Source organism: Rhodococcus sp. DN22, from assembly GCF_036669995.1.
Lineage (GTDB): Bacteria > Actinomycetota > Actinomycetes > Mycobacteriales > Mycobacteriaceae > Rhodococcus_F > Rhodococcus_F erythropolis.
The window spans coordinates 2,513,532-2,529,293 of record NZ_CP133326.1; the positions used below are offsets into that span (position 1 = coordinate 2,513,532).

The window sequence follows — 15,762 nt, forward strand, 5'->3', positions numbered from 1 at the left end:
GGGCTATCCTTGTCAAGCCATGACTCTGCCTGCACCCAGTGCCCACGCCGGATTTCCGGTGTACCTCGATCATGCCGCCACGACTCCGATGTCGGCAGCCGCTATCGAGGCGATGACCGATACCTTCAAAACCGTGGGCAACGCGTCCTCGCTGCACGGTTCCGGCCGTGCGGCCCGGCGCCGCGTCGAGGAATCGCGCGAATCGATCGCCGCCAGCCTGGGTGCGCGGCCGTCGGAGGTCATCTTCACCTCCGGCGGAACCGAGAGCGACAATCTCGCGGTCAAGGGCATCTACTGGGCTCGCCGTGACGCTGATCCGCGACGCACTCGCATCCTGGCGAGCTCCGTCGAGCATCATGCGGTGCTCGACGCCGTCGAGTGGCTCGAGCAGCACGAGGGTGCGCGCGTGACGTGGTTGCCGGTCGACGAGAACGGTGTCGTCGACCCGCGGACCCTGCGCGACGAGCTTTCCGTCCACGCCGACGAGGTAGCACTCGTTACGGTGATGTGGGCCAACAACGAGGTCGGCTCCATCATGCCGATCGTGGAGTTGGCGGAGATTTCGGCTGAGTTCGAGATTCCGATGCACAGCGACGCGGTCCAGGCCGTTGCGCAATTGCCTGTCGATTTCGCGGCGAGCAAGTTGTCCGCGCTGAGCATCGCGGCGCACAAGTTCGGTGGTCCGCACGGCGTCGGCGCACTGCTGCTCGGACGCCAGGTTCCGTGTGTGCCGCTCCTTCACGGCGGCGGACACGAACGTGATCTGCGTTCGGGCACTCCGGATACTGCGGGCGTTGTCGGGATGGCTGCGGCGCTGCGCGCAAACGTCGAGAACTTCGATTCCAGCACAAGGGAATTGGCGCAGTTGCGTGACCGTTTGATCGACGGAGTCCTGGAGATTCTTCCCGAGTCGGTGCTCAACGGCCCGACCGGATCCGATCGGCTTCCCGGTAACGCGCACTTCACCTTCCCCGGCTGCGAGGGCGATTCGTTGCTGATGCTGCTCGACGCCGCCGGTATCGAATGTTCCACTGGTTCGGCGTGCACCGCCGGTGTGGCCAGAGCCAGCCATGTCTTGATCGCGATGGGCGTCGAATCGCCCGTCGCGCGTGGCTCACTGAGATTTTCGCTCGGACATACGTCGAGTGTCACCGATGTGGACGCGCTGATCGCTGCGCTTCCACAAGTAGTAGAGCGCGCTCGGGCCGCCGGTCTTGCCGGTGCCGGTTCGCGTGGAGGGGATCGCTGATGCGAGTACTCGCAGCCATGAGCGGAGGTGTCGACTCCGCTGTCGCCGCCGCCCGCGCTGTTGCCGCCGGACATGACGTCGTCGGCGTTCATCTTGCGCTGTCCACGGCGCCGGGTGCATTGCGGACGGGTTCGCGTGGATGCTGCTCGAAGGAAGATGCCGGCGACGCCAGGCGCGCTGCCGACGTCCTCGGAATACCCTTCTACGTCTGGGATTTCGCCGATCGCTTCAAGGAAGACGTGATCGACGACTTCGTGGCGTCGTACGCAGCGGGTGAGACCCCCAATCCGTGCCTGCGGTGCAACGAGAAGATCAAGTTCACCGCACTGGCCGACCGTGCGGTCGCTCTCGGCTTCGATGCCGTGGCGACCGGTCACTACGCGCGCATCGAAGACGGCGTCCTACGCCGGGCGGTCGACGCGGACAAGGACCAGTCGTATGTCCTCGGTGTGCTGACGGCCGATCAGCTTTCGCGCGCGATGTTCCCGATCGGTGACACACCGAAAGAACAGATCCGCGAGGAAGCCGCCGAGCGCGGTCTGGCTGTGGCGAACAAGCCTGACAGCCATGACATCTGCTTCATCCCGACCGGCGATACCCGAGCATTCCTGGGTGCGCGCATCGGCGTTCGTCCGGGAAGCGTCGTCGACGCCGATTCGGGTGAGGTCCTCGCTGCACACGACGGCGTACACGGCTTCACGATCGGACAGCGCAAGGGCCTCGGCGTCGAAGGTCCCGCAGGTGACGGCCGTCCGCGGTACGTGACCGCGATCGAGCCCGAAACCGGAACGGTGCGAGTCGGTTCGGCCAAGAATCTCGACGTCTGGGCCATCTCGGCCCAGCGCGCGATCTGGACCTCGGGCCAGGCGCCGGAAGGCCCCGTCGAGTGCATGGTGCAGGTTCGTGCGCACGGCGGACTGGCGCAGGCCGTCGCGGAGGCCGTCGACGACGGTACTTCGGGCGGCGGCATCTCCATTTCGTTGCGCGAACCACTGACCGGCGTCGCGAAGGGCCAGGCCGTCGTGCTGTATCGCCCCGACAGCGAACTGGGCGACCAGGTTCTCGGCAGTGGCACCATCTCCGGCACCGAATCCGAGCCGAACACACTGTGACACAGCAGGTTTCCATCGGTGGCCTCGTCACCGGAATCGGATCCTGGCCGGGCACGGACGCCCGCGAAAGCGCCGCAACCATCCTTGGCGAACTGGGCGGTTTCCCACACCTGGTGGAGTTGCCGAGCCGCGGTCTCGGCGCTGACATGGTCGGCCGAGCAGGCGCCATTCTGGTCGACATCAACCTCGACGCCTCGACCCGCGCCTATCGTGTCGTGCCTCGGCGGGGCAACGTCGCGAAGCGAGCCGAGGACTTCCTGAATCAGGATCTCGACGCACTCGAGGAAGCCTGGGAATCGGCCCGTCTGGTCGGCGGAGACCACGTGATCAAGCTCCAAGCTGCCGGCCCGCTGACACTCGGCGCCGAGATCGAGGTTGCAAACGGTTCGCGAGTTCTCGTCGACCGTGGGGCACTCCGGGACATCGCCGAATCACTTGGTGAGGGGCTCGCGCGCCACGCCGCCGAGGTCACTCGTCGTACCGGTGCCCGAGTGGTGATCCAATTGGACGAGCCGCAGATCGCGGCAGTGCTGGCCGGTTCACTACCCGGGCGCACCAAGATGGAGAGCGTTCCGGCTCTCCCGGAACCCGAGGCGCTCGCCGTTCTCGACTCGACGATCAGCGGTTGCGGACTGCCCACAATCGTCCACAGTTGCGGCGCCGACATGCCGTGGGATCTGCTGAGGCGAAGCCAGGCGTTCGGCGTGAGCTTCGACATGTCGCTCATCGGCTCACGTGATCTGGACGGCATCGGCCAGTTGTTCGACGCCGGCAAGGAATTGGCGCTCGGTCTGGTTCCTTCCGACCCGCCGGAAAAGCCGGTGACGTGGAAAGAGTGCGCGATGCCGGCCGTCACCCTGATCGATCGTCTCGGCTTCTCGCGTGAACTCCTGCAGAACCAGGTCGCGGTAACCCCAAGCTGTGGTCTTGCGGGTGCGAGCCTCGAGTGGAGTCGAGCCGCCCTTCGGCTGTGCACAGACGTCGGCAAGGCATTGGTGGACGATCCGTCGGCGTTCTGATGTGTTGCGTTCTGACGTGGAGTCGTGTGGTGTGTCGGTGTGAACCGATAATCTTCTAGCTGTGACTGAAACCGCGGATGCAATGCAGCCAGCGCCCAACGAGGCGCGCGAGCAGTGGACGGAGCTGGCCGAAGAGGTACGCCAGCATCAGTTCCGCTACTACGTTCGTGACGCGCCCGTCATTTCGGACGGTGCATTCGACACATTGCTCGGGCAGCTCAATGCTCTCGAAGAGCAGTACCCGGATCTGCGAACTCCCGACTCTCCGACGCAACTCGTCGGCGGCGGATTCGCGACGGACTTCACGTCCGTCGATCACCTCGAGCGGATGCTCAGCCTCGACAACGTCTTCGACGAGTCCGAACTCCGCGGATGGATCGCCAAGGTAGAGCAGGAAACCGGGCCGGAACTGCACTATCTGTGCGAAGTGAAAATCGACGGTGTCGCGCTCAATCTCGTCTACGAGAACGGCAAACTCGTGCGTGCCGCAACCCGCGGCGACGGTCGTACGGGCGAGTTGGTCACTCTCAATGCCCTGACGATCAACGACATCCCGGAGCGGCTCACCGCTACGGACGAATACCCGATTCCAACCTTGCTCGAGGTGCGAGGAGAGGTGTTCTTCCGCCTCGAGGACTTCGCGGCACTCAATGCCTCCCTCGTGGAGGAGGGTAAGGCGCCGTTCGCCAATCCGCGCAACTCTGCGGCGGGCTCCCTGCGTCAGAAGAATCCTGCCGTCACCGCGCGTCGTCGCCTCGGCATGATCTGCCACGGGTTCGGGCGCATGGAAGGTTTCGAGCCGGCTTCCCAGTACGACGCCTACGTGGCCCTCGCCGCCTGGGGGCTGCCGGTGTCCACGCACACCTCGCGGGTGGTCGGCGCCGACGCCGTGGTCGAGAAGATGAAGTACTGGGGAGAACATCGCCACGACGTCGAGCACGAGATCGACGGGTTGGTGGTCAAGGTCGACGAGATGTCGTTGCATCGACGTCTGGGCACCACGTCTCGCGCACCGAGGTGGGCGATCGCGTACAAGTACCCGCCGGAAGAGGTCACGACCAAGCTCCTCGACATCCGGGTCAGTGTCGGCCGTACGGGTCGCGTGACGCCGTTTGCGTACATGGAACCCGTCACGGTGGCGGGTTCCACTGTGTCCTTGGCCACGCTGCACAACGGATCCGAGGTCAAACGCAAGGGTGTGCTGATCGGCGACACCGTGGTGTTGCGTAAGGCCGGAGATGTGATTCCCGAGGTCCTCGGACCCGTGGCAGACGTGCGCGACGGTACGGAGCGCGAGTTCGTGATGCCGACGCATTGCCCCGAGTGCGGCACGTTGTTGGCACCCGCGAAAGAGGGCGACGTCGACGTGCGATGCCCTAATCAGCAGTACTGCCCGGCGCAGTTGCGCGAGCGTGTGTTCCACGTCTCGGGGCGCGGAGCATTCGACATCGAGGTGCTCGGTTACGAGGCCGCGACCGGACTGCTGGAGGCGAAGGTCATCGGTGACGAGGGCGATCTCTTCTCGCTCGACGCCGAGAAACTGATCGAGGTTCCGATCTTCCGCACCAATGCGGGAGCGCTGTCTGCCAACGGAAAACGCTTGCTGGCCAACCTGGATTCGGCCAAGGACAAGCCGCTGTGGAGAGTGCTTGTGGCACTGTCGATTCGGCACGTCGGCCCCACTGCCGCGAGGGCGTTGGCTGGCGAATTCGGTTCGCTGCAACGTATTCGGGAAGCGTCGGTCGACGAGTTGGCTGCAGTCGACGGTGTCGGATCCACAATCGCCGCCGCTGTCGTGGAGTGGTTCTCCGTCGACTGGCACCAGCAGATCGTCGACAAGTGGGCTTCGGCCGGAGTGCGTATGGAGGACGAGCGAGACGACTCGATTCCGCGCAATCTCGAGGGTCTCTCGATCGTCGTCACCGGTTCGCTCGAGACGTACTCGCGAGATCAGGCGAAGGAAGCGATTTTGGTGCGCGGCGGTAAGGCGGCTGGGTCGGTCTCGAAGAAGACTGCGTTTGTCGTCGTCGGTGAAGCGCCCGGTTCCAAGCATGACAAGGCAGTCGAATTGGGTGTGCCGGTGCTCGACGAAGACGGCTTCCGGCGGTTGCTCGAAGATGGCCCGGATGCGGTTGCTCCCACCGATTTGGACGAATCAGAGTGACTTTGTCCGATTTCTGAGATTGGTGTGCTGGGTGCGATAGTGACGCCATGATCGAGATTCGTGAAGTTCTACCGGCTGAGTTCGAGACCGTCGGGGAACTGACTGTGCAGTCGTACGTGGGTGGCGGATTTGTCGCCGGCGGATCGCCGTACGCGGAGCGCCTGCGAGACACCGCAACTCGGGTGGAGCAGGGGCGGGTGCTGGTTGCCGTTCTCGGCGAAGAGGTCGTGGGTTCTTTGACGATCGCCGAACCCGGCACGCCCTTCGCGGATGTTGCGCAGAACGGCGAACTCGAGTTCCGCATGCTCGCGGTCTCGCCGCAGGCTCGGGGATCGGGCGCCGGAACCGCATTGGTTCGCGCAGTGATCGCCGAAGCCTACGACCGAGGCGATCACTCGGTGGTCATCTCGACGCAGCCCGAGATGGTCGATGCTCGTCGCATCTACGACCGCAACGGGTTCGTCCCCGATCCCGAGCGCGCGTGGGAGCCGATTCGCGGTATGGAGCTGACGGTCATGGTTCGCGGTCTGGCCTGATTACCCGGCCTGGTCAGCCCAGCACTGTCGCGACGATTCCGGCGAGATAGCCGAGGCGGGCTATCTCCGAAGGGCGAAATTCGGGTCCTCCGGGACGACCGAGCATGAGGACACGATTGCCGGAGCCGAGCGGTGCGGCAGCGAGGCTGGTGTTCATCTCTCGCCAGACGTCCGGAACCCAGTCGGCCTCGCCGTCGAGGGCGGTGGGCTTGTCCAGTGGCATCCACGGAATGTCGGTGGCATGGGTTTCCGGCGCGCCGGCGCTACCGACGACGCGGTACGCACCGTGCTTGCCGATGTCCGCGACGACGCACCAGCCGACTCGCAGTACACGCGGCGCGCCGTCGACGAGGACCTGTAGTCGATCGTTTCGGGCTGTCGCAACGGAATCGATGAGTTCGAGCTCACGATGGGTGTCGAGAATCCCGGCGTAGGGGCGGATCGAATCGACCAGCACGTCGGGCAGATGCTCGGCAGCGGTGATCAAGGTGTCGGGCAGTGCTCCGGGTTCGACGTCGACCACGAGGTCGTCGATGGCAAAACCGTCGCCTCGCTCCACGACGTCGAGGGAGAGGATGTCTGCGCCCACGGATCCGAGAGCTACGGCGAGCGCGCCGAGGCTGCCGGGTCGGTCGGGCAGTTGGACGCGAAGCAGGTACGACACGTGCGTGCCTTTCGCTGATCGGTTCTCGCCCGGGTCACGTCGACCCGGGCCACACCCATCTTTGCACTTGCTCAGCACGCGTTGGTGGGCGCCGCGGCGGGGTCACACCGGGTGCACATGCTTGTCACACGAGCGAAACACGAGGTGGATTCGACGTGGCGGTGGACACAGTAGGCGTGCGTACCGGTCGACACAGCAGGCGTGCTTACAGGGACACAGCAGGCGTGCTTACAGGTCTGTCGCGGCGAGGAACTAGGCTGGACCGGCAATGTTCACGTCCTCTTCCGAAAGGGGCCCCGCGGTGCCTGCCATCTCCCGTGACGAGGTCGCGCACCTCGCGCGGCTGTCCAGACTCGCCCTGTCCGATGCCGAACTCGACGAGTTCGCCGGTCAGTTGGATTCGATTCTCAACCACGTCAAGGTGGTCACCGAGGTTGCGGCCGACGACGTCCCGCCCATGGCGAACCCCAATGCCGTCACCAACGTGACGCGCCCCGACGTGATCGTGCCCGGGTTGACCCCCGAGCAGGCATTGTCCGGAGCACCCGCAGTCGAACAGGATCGCTTTGCGGTTCCGCAGATCCTTGGAGAGGGCGAATGACCGATCTGACCACGCTGGACGCCGCTGAGCTGGCCGGCAAGATCCACTCGCGTGAGGTGTCCTCGGTTGAGGTCACGCAGGCGCATCTCGACCGCATCGCTGCCGTCGACACCGAGTACCACGCCTTCCTGCACGTTGCCGGCGAACAGGCTCTCGAAGCCGCCGCAGCAGTGGACAACTCGCTCGCAGGCGGAAACGAACCCGCTTCCGCACTCGCCGGAGTTCCGATTGCGTTGAAGGACATCTTCACCACGACGGACATGCCGACCACCTGTGCGTCGAAGATTCTCGAAGGCTGGGTTGCGCCGTACGACGCGACCCTGACGAGCAAGCTTCGCGCTGCGGGCATCCCGATCCTCGGCAAGACGAACCTCGACGAATTTGCGATGGGCTCCTCCACGGAGAACTCCGCATTCGGTCCGACGCGTAACCCGTGGGATGTCACCCGCATCCCCGGCGGATCCGGTGGTGGTAGCGCTGCAGCGCTCGCGTCGCGTCAGGCCCCGTTGGCCATCGGCACCGACACCGGCGGGTCGATCCGTCAGCCCGCTGCGGTCACCGCGACGGTCGGAACGAAGCCGACGTACGGAACTGTCTCGCGCTTCGGGCTCGTCGCGTGCGCCTCCTCGCTCGATCAGGGTGGCCCCTGTGGTCGCACCGTGCTCGACACCGCTCTGCTGCACGAGGTCATCGCCGGGCACGATCCGCGTGACTCCACGTCCATCGACGCCCCCGTGCGTCCGGTGGTCGCTGCGGCACGTGAAGGTGCAGTCGGCGACCTGCGCGGCGTCAAAGTCGGTGTGGTCAAGGAACTTCACTCCGACAGCTACCAGCCCGGCGTCATCGCTTCCTTCGACGCTGCTGTCGAGCAACTCAAGGCTTTGGGCGCCGAAGTTGTCGAGGTTTCGTGCCCGAGCTTCGAGCATGCGCTCGCGTCGTACTACCTGGTGCTGCCCAGTGAGGTCTCGTCCAACCTGGCCCGCTTCGACGCCATGCGCTACGGACTGCGTGTCGACGAAGGCAACATGAGTGCCGACCAGGTCATGGCGGCAACCCGCGCCGCCGGTTTCGGCCCGGAGGTCAAGCGCCGCATCATGATCGGTACCTACGCACTGTCCTCGGGCTACTACGACGCCTACTACGGTTCGGCGCTCAAGGTTCGTACCCTCATCGCACGCGATTTCGACAGGGCCTACGAGAAGGTGGACGTACTGGTCTCGCCGACCAGCCCGTTCACGCCGTGGAAGTTGGGGGAGAAGGTCGGCGATCCGTTGGCCATGTACCTCTCCGACCTGTGCACGCTGCCGACCAACCTGGCCGGACACTGCGCGATGTCGGTGCCATCGGGTCTGTCCGCGGACGACAACCTGCCGGTGGGCTTGCAGATCATGGCGCCCGCCATGGCTGACGAGCGCCTCTACCGTGTCGGTGCCGCCTACGAAGCTGCTCGCGGCCCGATTGCAACTGCAGTCTGACCTGTTTGCTGTGCGCCTTTATTAACCCCCCGCGGTTAATAAAGGCGCACAGCAGTTTCAGGAGCAAGTCCCCAAAGCTGTTCCCTGATCGGTTCCGTAGCGGTGGCCGTGACCGGCGGGTACACCGAGCGAACCGAGCATGTCGACGGTGGTCTGCAAGAACGTGACGCCCGGGATCCACTGCGGGATCGGGCCGTCTTGCACGGCACGGCTCAGATCCGGCTTCTGCGTCGCGAGGGCGGGGGACCACCACACCACTGGGTCGGACGTGTTCGCTAGGACGGTTGCGCCGTCCGTCCGTGTCGCGCCGGCCGGGGGACCGGCCCACAACACGTCGCACGGGACGGTGGCACTGCTCTCGGTCAGAGCCTCTGTCAGTGCGGCGCTGCCGCCGACGGCGCCGAGGCTCTGTCCGTAGAGGAACAGGTCCGGTCGCTCTTCGGCAGGCATCGCGGCAATGTGGCTGCCGACAGCTGTGAACAGGGCGGTGGCTGATTCTTCGGCGTCGTCGCGGCTGAACAGGAATGTCGCCCAACTGGGTGCGTCGGAGTATTGCTGCCCGACTATCGCGACGTCTCCGCCGAACCGTTGCTCGATACCGTCGACTGCGTGGGTGTCGATCCAGCCCGAGCCGGTCGGAACGGCCACCACGACGCTGTTGCGGGCGAAGCCGCCGACGCGATCGAGTTCACTCACGGCGAGAGCGGCACGCGATGCGGTATCGGGTGCGGAATCCACACCGGCGTAGACGCGCACCGAGTCTTCACCTGCAGCGATGAATTTGCGTCCCTCCGCGCCCATCGAGGTCCACGAGATGAGCGATTCGGAGCTGCCTGTCGCAGAGGCCGAAAGTGGCTGTGTCAGAGCGGTGTCGATGTACGCGTTGGACTTGTCGAACGAATCGGCGAGGCCGTTCCAGACGGCGGGACCGACGACCAACTGCACGCCGAGGACTCCCATGACCAGTGCGCCCACGCTCCGCGCGAAACCCATCCACCGCAGCGCCTTCGAAAGTCCGACCCCGAGGCCCCAGAGTGCAAGGGCGGTCAGCGAGGCAATGCACCCCGCCTCCACCCAGTGGATCAGCCCGGCAGGCGGTACGCCCATCGCTGCTCGCAGCGAGTTCTGCCAACCGGCGGCGGCGAACATCGCAACTGCGGTGCCGGCAGTCGACAACCCGAACGCGGTGATGCGCCAATGACGTTCGTCGAATCGGGCCTTGACCCGGTCGGGGGCGAGCCGACGGGCTACCGCGGAGAACGCCCACATCGCCAGTAGCCCGACCGCGACGAGCAGACCGCTGAATACCCCTTGGAGTACGGCTGATCTAGGCAGGAGTCCGGGAGCTAGCGAGATGGCGGACATCGCTGCCACGGCGACGCTCGTGGACACCCGGGGGAGTGCGAGCGCCCCGACTCGGGCGAGGACGGGGGTCCGTGACGCATTCAGAACGCTCATGCTGCAATCGCTTTCGGGGAGAAGGAGAACTCGTTCGACGGATCGAGGTGCCGCGATCGCATCAGGGTGAAGCCGAGGGCGGAAACTGCCAGAACTCCGGCCGTGCCGTAACCGAACCCCGATTCTGCGACTGGTGTCAGATAGCTTTGGCGCCAAGAGTTTCCGTTCACAGCAGTGACTGCTACATCGGCCATCGCGAAGCAATACCCACGTGAGAGAAAGGACGTACGGTCTTCACAGGCCGCATGCATTCGCTCGTCGAGCTGACCGTCGAGGACCTGACGGGCCCACGGCCCCAGTTCCGTTCCGTGCGAATGCGCGTAGCGGAGCAGGTCGTACCCGAGATCGTGTGCTTTGCAGGCCGAGTCGAATTCGTCGGGAAGCGGAATCGGTGACGAGCAGTCGCCGTGGGGATTGGCGAGGTATCCGTCGACGACGGTAGGCGTGTAGCCGGCAAATGCGGCGAAATCCGACGGGATGGTGGTCGCAGCATCAGAGGCATCCGCGGTAGTCACAGTGGCGATCGCCCTGGATGCGTTCGAATTCTCGGTGCGCGGCGGCTCGGCTCCGCTCGCTCCGGCAGTGACGGTGATCGCTGCCGTTGCCGCCAGCGCCAGGGCAGCCCAGGTGCCGGCGCTTCGAGAGAGGTCTTTCACTCGTGTGATCCGCATGCCGTTCACGCTATGAACGGACAATCCTGGCGGTCATCGCTCTGGAGAGGGGTTCTCCGACGTGCGATCGGGTGAGAATTCCCTCCCCTGTGATACCTCGGAGGTAGGGGGATCTCACTCTGCAGTATGAGGACTTTCGGGGTTCGCCTTCATAGGCTTGACGGGTGATCAAGGTCCGAAGGAAGAACAGAGGCGCACCGGGTGTGCCCGCGCCGACATACACCACTGCCGGGTCGATGCTGTCCGGCCTCGACGGGGCGGTCGTACATTCGGAGAAGGTGCGCCGGGCAACCAGTTTCGTGGCCCGCGGTCAGTTCTGGAACATCGTCATCGTAGTGATCACTCTGATCCTCTATTCGATTGCCTGGCCGACACTGCAACTGACGCATCATGTTTCGCCACCGATCATGCCGTTCGTCGCCGCGTTGGCCGCCTTTCCGTTTGTCCTGATCCGGATCAACGCTCCATTGGGGTGGGCGGTGTCGGCGGTGTCGGCACTGATCATCCCGTTGGTGTTCGACAACACAACTGGTTACGACTACCCGTGGCAGGTCGTCCACATCATCGTGCTGATGTCGTTGCTCGCCGCGGTGAGTCTGCGGGCGCCCATTCAGGTTGTCGGCGTCGCCTGGATCGCCACGGTGCTGCTTTTCCTCGGCAACGCTCCGGGAAGCGACGGAGCCGGTTGGGCTGTCGGATTGAGCGCGCTGGTGGTCTTCTGCCTGCTGATCCGCTGGTTGGTTCTCTCTCGTCGTCAATTGGCCAAGCAGGAGGAAGTCAGTGAACTCGAGCGCACTCGGCGAACGATCCTCGAGGAGAAGGCGCGGATCGCCCGCGACTTGCACGACATCGTGGCCCACCACATGTCGATGGTGGTCGTGCAAGCGCAGAGTGCGCCGTACCGACTCGATGCGGTCACTCCCGAGATCCGGACCGAATTCGAATCGATAAGTGAGACAGGGCGAGCAGCGCTCAACGAGATTCGTGGTCTCCTCGGAGTGCTGCGCAGCGACGGTGACTCCGTGGTGACGGCCCCGCAACCGGGCGTCGATCAGTTAGACGACCTGCTGCTCGGCAGTACCCGTGCCGGACTTCCGGTGTCGTGGCGAGTCGACGGAGATCGAGCGTCGGTCTCGGAATCCACGGGCCTTGCGCTCTACCGGATCATTCAGGAGTCGATTACCAATGCGGCCAGGCATTCACCAGGCGGACCCATCGACGTCGCCGTGGCGTTCGGCCCGCAATCGGTGAGCGCGCTCGTGAACAACGGGCCTTCGCCATTGGGTGGCAATCAGCACTCGGCGTCGGAAACCACTGGTGGCAACGGAATACGCGGAATGCGTGAGCGGGCTTCGGCCGTGGGCGGCATGCTGTTGGCAAACCGGCGCGAGGACGGAGGGTTCGAGGTCCGGGCCGAGTTGCCGTCGATGCCCGCCTAGGCTGTCCGAGTGCCCATCACAGTATTCATCGCAGACGACCAGGCGATGGTTCGACAAGGGTTCGGAGCCCTACTCTCCGCCCAGCCAGACATCAGCGTGATCGGCGATGCGCCGGACGGCAAGATCGCCGTCGCCGAGGTCGCGCGATTGCGTCCGGATGTGGTGTTGATGGATGTTCGTATGCCCGAGATGAACGGACTCGACGCTGCCCGCCAGATTCTGTCCGCCGGATGGGAACCGCCGGTGCGAGTCCTCATGCTCACCACTTTCGACATCGACGATTACGTCTACGAGGCCCTGAGCGTCGGAGCGAGCGGGTTCATGCTCAAGGACGCACCGGCTGAGGAACTGATTCGGGCGGTGCGCGTCGTCGCCGAAGGGCAGGCCTTGCTGGCGCCGACGGTGACGCGTCGCCTGATTGCCGATGTGACCAGCCGGCGGGCCGCACCGCGCGCACGGCCCGCAGCGCTCGATGCGCTGACCCCGCGTGAGCGCGAGGTCCTCGAACTGATCGCCCGCGGATTGTCCAACGTCGAGATCGCCGAGCGGCTGTTCGTCGCCGAGCAGACCGTCAAGACCCATGTCGGGAAGGTGCTGTCCAAGCTCGATCTGCGCGATCGCGCCCAGGCAGTCGTGTTGGCGTACGAAAGCGGGCTCGTCACGCCGGGTTAGGGGTCCCGTGCGGCGCGGCGTTGCGGCTCGGCAACGCCGCTATCCTGCGGCAATACGGTGACTGGGGGAAGATGGACACCAAGATCCACAATCCGGTCACGAGAGGTGCTGCACTATGCGAATCGGAATCCTCACGGGCGGCGGCGACTGCCCGGGCTTGAACGCGGTCATCCGCGCCGTCGTACGTACGTCGGCCGGTCGTTACGGCAGTACCGTGGTCGGATTCCGGGACGGCTGGCGAGGATTGCTCGAGGACCGCAAGGTCCCGCTCGACTCCGATGACCGCATCAACCGCATCCTCACCCGCGGCGGCACGATCCTCGGCACCGCTCGCGTGAACCCCGACAAACTCCGTGCGGGCCTCGATCAGATCAAGCAGACCCTCGACGACAACGGGATCGACGTCCTGATCCCGATCGGCGGCGAAGGCACACTCACCGCGGCCAGTTGGCTTTCCGAGAGCGGCGTACCCGTGATCGGTGTGCCCAAGACGATCGACAACGACATCGATTGCACCGACGTGACTTTCGGTTTCGACACCGCCTTGGCTGTCGCCACCGACGCCATCGACAGACTCCACACCACGGCTGAATCGCATCAGCGCGTCATGCTCGTCGAGGTGATGGGCCGGCACGCGGGCTGGATCGCGCTGCAAGCCGGACTGGCGTCGGGGGCACACCTGACTCTGGTTCCGGAACAGCCGTTCGACGTCGACGAGGTGTGCGCGATGGTCAAGAAGCGCTTCCAGCGCGGCGACTCCCACTTCATCTGCGTCGTCGCTGAAGGCGCGATGCCCGACCCCGCGTCGATGACCTTGCGCGAAGGTGGCATAGACGAGTTCGGCCACAAGATCTTCACCGGCGTCGCGCAGCAGCTCGGAAACGAGATCGAGCGCCGCATCGGCAAGGAAGTTCGCACCACCGTCCTCGGACACATTCAGCGCGGCGGCACCCCGACGCCGCACGACCGCATCCTCGCCACTCGCTTCGGCGTTCATGCCACCGACGCAGCTCACCGCGGAGATTTCGGTCAGATGGTCGCATTGCACGGAACGTCCATCGACCTTGTTCCGCTCGCCGAGGCGACCCGCAAACTCAAGACGGTGCCCAAGGAGCGCTACGAGGAGGCAGCCGCATTCTTCGGCTGAGCCGCAGACGCATAAACTGATCACCATGACTGCTGTCGATGCGCCCGACATCCTCGATTACGACGAAGTACTGACCAAGTACGAGCCTGTGATGGGTATGGAGGTGCACGTAGAACTCGGCACCGCGACCAAGATGTTCTGCCCGTGCCCCACCGAGTTCGGTGCCGAACCCAATACCCAGGTGTGCCCGGTCTGTCTGGGCATGCCCGGTTCGTTGCCAGTGGTGAACGCAGCCGCTGTCGAGTCCGCGATCCGGATCGGCCTTGCGCTCAACTGCTCCATCACGCCTTGGGGCCGATTCGCACGCAAGAACTACTTCTACCCGGATCAGCCGAAGAACTACCAGATTTCCCAGTACGACGAGCCGATCGCAACCGAGGGATACCTCGACGTGATCCTCGACGACGGGACGACGTGGCGTGTCGACATCGAGCGCGCACACATGGAGGAGGACACCGGTAAGTCCCTCCACGTCGGTGGCGCTACGGGCCGTATCCACGGTGCGAGCCACTCACTGCTCGACTACAACCGTGCGGGTGTGCCGCTGGTGGAGATCGTCACCAAGACCATCCACGGTGCCGGTGAGCGCGCTCCCGAGGTTGCCCGCGCCTACGTGACGGCGCTTCGTGATCTGCTCAAGTCTCTCGACGTCTCGGACGTGCGGATGGATCAGGGATCGATGCGCTGCGACGCCAACATCTCGCTGATGCCGATCGGCGCCAAGGAACTCGGAACGCGTACCGAGACCAAGAACGTCAACTCCCTCAAGAGCGTCGAGGTCGCAGTTCGCTACGAAATGCGCCGTCAGGCAGCAGTTCTCGACGCCGGCGGCGAGGTCATCCAGGAGACCCGCCACTTCCAGGAAGCCGACGGCACCACGGCCGCCGGACGCCGCAAGGAAACGGCCGAGGACTACCGCTACTTCCCGGAACCGGATCTCGAGCCTGTTGCTCCGAGCGCCGAGTGGGTCGAAGAACTGCGCGGCACCTTGCCGGAGCTTCCCTGGATTCGCCGCGCGCGGATCCAGAAGGACTGGGGAATCTCCGACGAGGTCATGCGTGACCTCGTCAACGCCGGCGCCATCGATCTGGTGATCGCGACCACCGAGGCCGGTGCTTCGCCCGAGGCAGCGCGCTCCTGGTGGCTGTCCTACCTGTCGCAGCAGGCCAACACCCGCGGCGTCGAACTCGGCGCTCTGCCGATCACCCCGGCGCAGGTTGCGCAGGTCGTAGCTCTCATCGACAGCGGCAAGCTCAACAACAAGGTCGCTCGCCAGGTCGTCGATCACGTCCTCGACGGCGAGGGTGACCCGGAGCAGGTTGTCGCGGCCCACCCGGAGCTGGTCGTCGAACGTGACGAAACCAAGCTCAAGGCAGCCGTCGACGAAGCACTCGCGGCCAACCCTGACATCGCGGACAAGATCCGCAGTGGCAAGGTCCAGGCCGCCGGAAAGATCGTCGGCGACGTCATGAAGGCCACCCGAGGACAGGCAGACGCGGCTCGTGTGAAGGAACTTGTCATCGAGGCGTGCAGCTAGCGCACACCGAATTTCTGA

At 64.8% G+C, this 15,762-nt stretch carries 14 protein-coding genes; 11 read left to right on the plus strand and 3 right to left on the minus strand.

The window, feature by feature from the left end:
• Positions 1 to 19 precede the first annotated feature (19 nt).
• The 5 genes from RA302_RS11540 (at position 20) to RA302_RS11560 (ending at position 6,080) form a co-directional block, all read left to right on the plus strand.
• A complete protein-coding gene (locus RA302_RS11540) occupies positions 20 to 1,249 on the plus strand; it encodes a cysteine desulfurase family protein (RefSeq protein ID WP_020969296.1) in 1,230 nt (409 codons plus the stop codon).
• A complete protein-coding gene (mnmA, locus tag RA302_RS11545) occupies positions 1,249 to 2,361 on the plus strand; it encodes a tRNA 2-thiouridine(34) synthase MnmA (protein WP_338480727.1) in 1,113 nt (370 codons plus the stop codon). Before RA302_RS11540 ends, mnmA begins: the two co-directional genes overlap by 1 nt.
• Entirely contained in the window at positions 2,358 to 3,380 is a 1,023-nt protein-coding gene (locus tag RA302_RS11550; RefSeq protein WP_338480729.1) for a methionine synthase, read from the plus strand. Before mnmA ends, RA302_RS11550 begins: the two co-directional genes overlap by 4 nt.
• A gap of 61 nt (positions 3,381 to 3,441) precedes the next feature.
• Positions 3,442 to 5,544, plus strand: a complete 2,103-nt coding sequence (ligA, locus tag RA302_RS11555; RefSeq protein ID WP_099698034.1) for an NAD-dependent DNA ligase LigA — start codon at positions 3,442 to 3,444, stop codon at positions 5,542 to 5,544.
• Between the two features lie 47 nt (positions 5,545 to 5,591).
• Entirely contained in the window at positions 5,592 to 6,080 is a 489-nt protein-coding gene (locus tag RA302_RS11560) for a GNAT family N-acetyltransferase (protein ID WP_080910881.1), read from the plus strand.
• 13 nt (positions 6,081 to 6,093) lie between these two features.
• Here the strand turns inward: RA302_RS11560 and RA302_RS11565 are convergent, their stop codons facing one another.
• Complete coding sequence (locus RA302_RS11565) at positions 6,094 to 6,744, minus strand: hypothetical protein (protein WP_020969299.1); 651 nt, start codon at positions 6,742 to 6,744, stop codon at positions 6,094 to 6,096.
• A gap of 301 nt (positions 6,745 to 7,045) precedes the next feature.
• On the opposite strand from RA302_RS11565, the gene gatC reads away from it, so the two are divergent.
• Together gatC and gatA are read left to right on the plus strand one after the other, a co-directional pair.
• Positions 7,046 to 7,345, plus strand: a complete 300-nt coding sequence (gatC, locus tag RA302_RS11570) for an Asp-tRNA(Asn)/Glu-tRNA(Gln) amidotransferase subunit GatC (RefSeq protein WP_003944747.1) — start codon at positions 7,046 to 7,048, stop codon at positions 7,343 to 7,345.
• Positions 7,342 to 8,820, plus strand: a complete 1,479-nt coding sequence (gene gatA, locus RA302_RS11575; RefSeq protein WP_097387506.1) for an Asp-tRNA(Asn)/Glu-tRNA(Gln) amidotransferase subunit GatA — start codon at positions 7,342 to 7,344, stop codon at positions 8,818 to 8,820. Before gatC ends, gatA begins: the two co-directional genes overlap by 4 nt.
• 57 nt (positions 8,821 to 8,877) lie before the next feature.
• Here gatA and RA302_RS11580 read toward each other — a convergent pair whose 3' ends face one another.
• Positions 8,878 to 10,278, minus strand: coding sequence for an alpha/beta-hydrolase family protein (locus tag RA302_RS11580; RefSeq protein ID WP_338480734.1), 1,401 nt, complete (start codon positions 10,276 to 10,278; stop codon positions 8,878 to 8,880).
• Complete coding sequence (locus RA302_RS11585) at positions 10,275 to 10,949, minus strand: hypothetical protein (protein ID WP_338480736.1); 675 nt, start codon at positions 10,947 to 10,949, stop codon at positions 10,275 to 10,277. The genes RA302_RS11580 and RA302_RS11585 overlap by 4 nt, the downstream gene beginning before the upstream one ends.
• A gap of 164 nt (positions 10,950 to 11,113) precedes the next feature.
• Between RA302_RS11585 and RA302_RS11590 the strand changes: the two genes are divergently transcribed.
• The 4 genes from RA302_RS11590 to gatB all read left to right on the plus strand — a co-directional run bounded on the left by RA302_RS11590 (position 11,114) and on the right by gatB (position 15,744).
• On the plus strand, positions 11,114 to 12,388 hold the full coding sequence (locus RA302_RS11590) for a histidine kinase (protein WP_322742213.1): 1,275 nt from the start codon (positions 11,114 to 11,116) through the stop codon (positions 12,386 to 12,388).
• A gap of 9 nt (positions 12,389 to 12,397) precedes the next feature.
• Positions 12,398 to 13,060 (plus strand): response regulator transcription factor, encoded by a 663-nt coding sequence (locus tag RA302_RS11595; protein ID WP_007729374.1) that lies wholly within the window; start codon positions 12,398 to 12,400, stop codon positions 13,058 to 13,060.
• Between the two features lie 115 nt (positions 13,061 to 13,175).
• Positions 13,176 to 14,207 (plus strand): ATP-dependent 6-phosphofructokinase, encoded by a 1,032-nt coding sequence (locus RA302_RS11600; RefSeq protein ID WP_019747919.1) that lies wholly within the window; start codon positions 13,176 to 13,178, stop codon positions 14,205 to 14,207.
• 25 nt (positions 14,208 to 14,232) lie between these two features.
• The gene (gatB, locus tag RA302_RS11605) at positions 14,233 to 15,744 is read left to right on the plus strand and encodes an Asp-tRNA(Asn)/Glu-tRNA(Gln) amidotransferase subunit GatB (RefSeq protein WP_019747920.1); all 1,512 of its coding nucleotides are present in this window, start codon (positions 14,233 to 14,235) and stop codon (positions 15,742 to 15,744) included.
• The last annotated feature ends 18 nt before the right edge of the window (positions 15,745 to 15,762 follow it).

Bases quoted from the DNA above. Each gene is read 5' to 3' on its own strand.
- RA302_RS11580 (WP_338480734.1), bottom strand. From the start codon at position 10,278: ATGAGCGTTCTGAATGCGTCACGGACCCCCGTCCTCGCCCGAGTCGGG.
- RA302_RS11560 (WP_080910881.1), top strand. From the start codon at position 5,592: ATGATCGAGATTCGTGAAGTTCTACCGGCTGAGTTCGAGACCGTCGGG.
- RA302_RS11600 (WP_019747919.1), top strand. From the start codon at position 13,176: ATGCGAATCGGAATCCTCACGGGCGGCGGCGACTGCCCGGGCTTGAAC.
- gatB (WP_019747920.1), top strand. From the start codon at position 14,233: ATGACTGCTGTCGATGCGCCCGACATCCTCGATTACGACGAAGTACTG.
- gatA (WP_097387506.1), top strand. From the start codon at position 7,342: ATGACCGATCTGACCACGCTGGACGCCGCTGAGCTGGCCGGCAAGATC.
- RA302_RS11585 (WP_338480736.1), bottom strand. From the start codon at position 10,949: ATGCGGATCACACGAGTGAAAGACCTCTCTCGAAGCGCCGGCACCTGG.
- RA302_RS11540 (WP_020969296.1), top strand. From the start codon at position 20: ATGACTCTGCCTGCACCCAGTGCCCACGCCGGATTTCCGGTGTACCTC.
- mnmA (WP_338480727.1), top strand. From the start codon at position 1,249: ATGCGAGTACTCGCAGCCATGAGCGGAGGTGTCGACTCCGCTGTCGCC.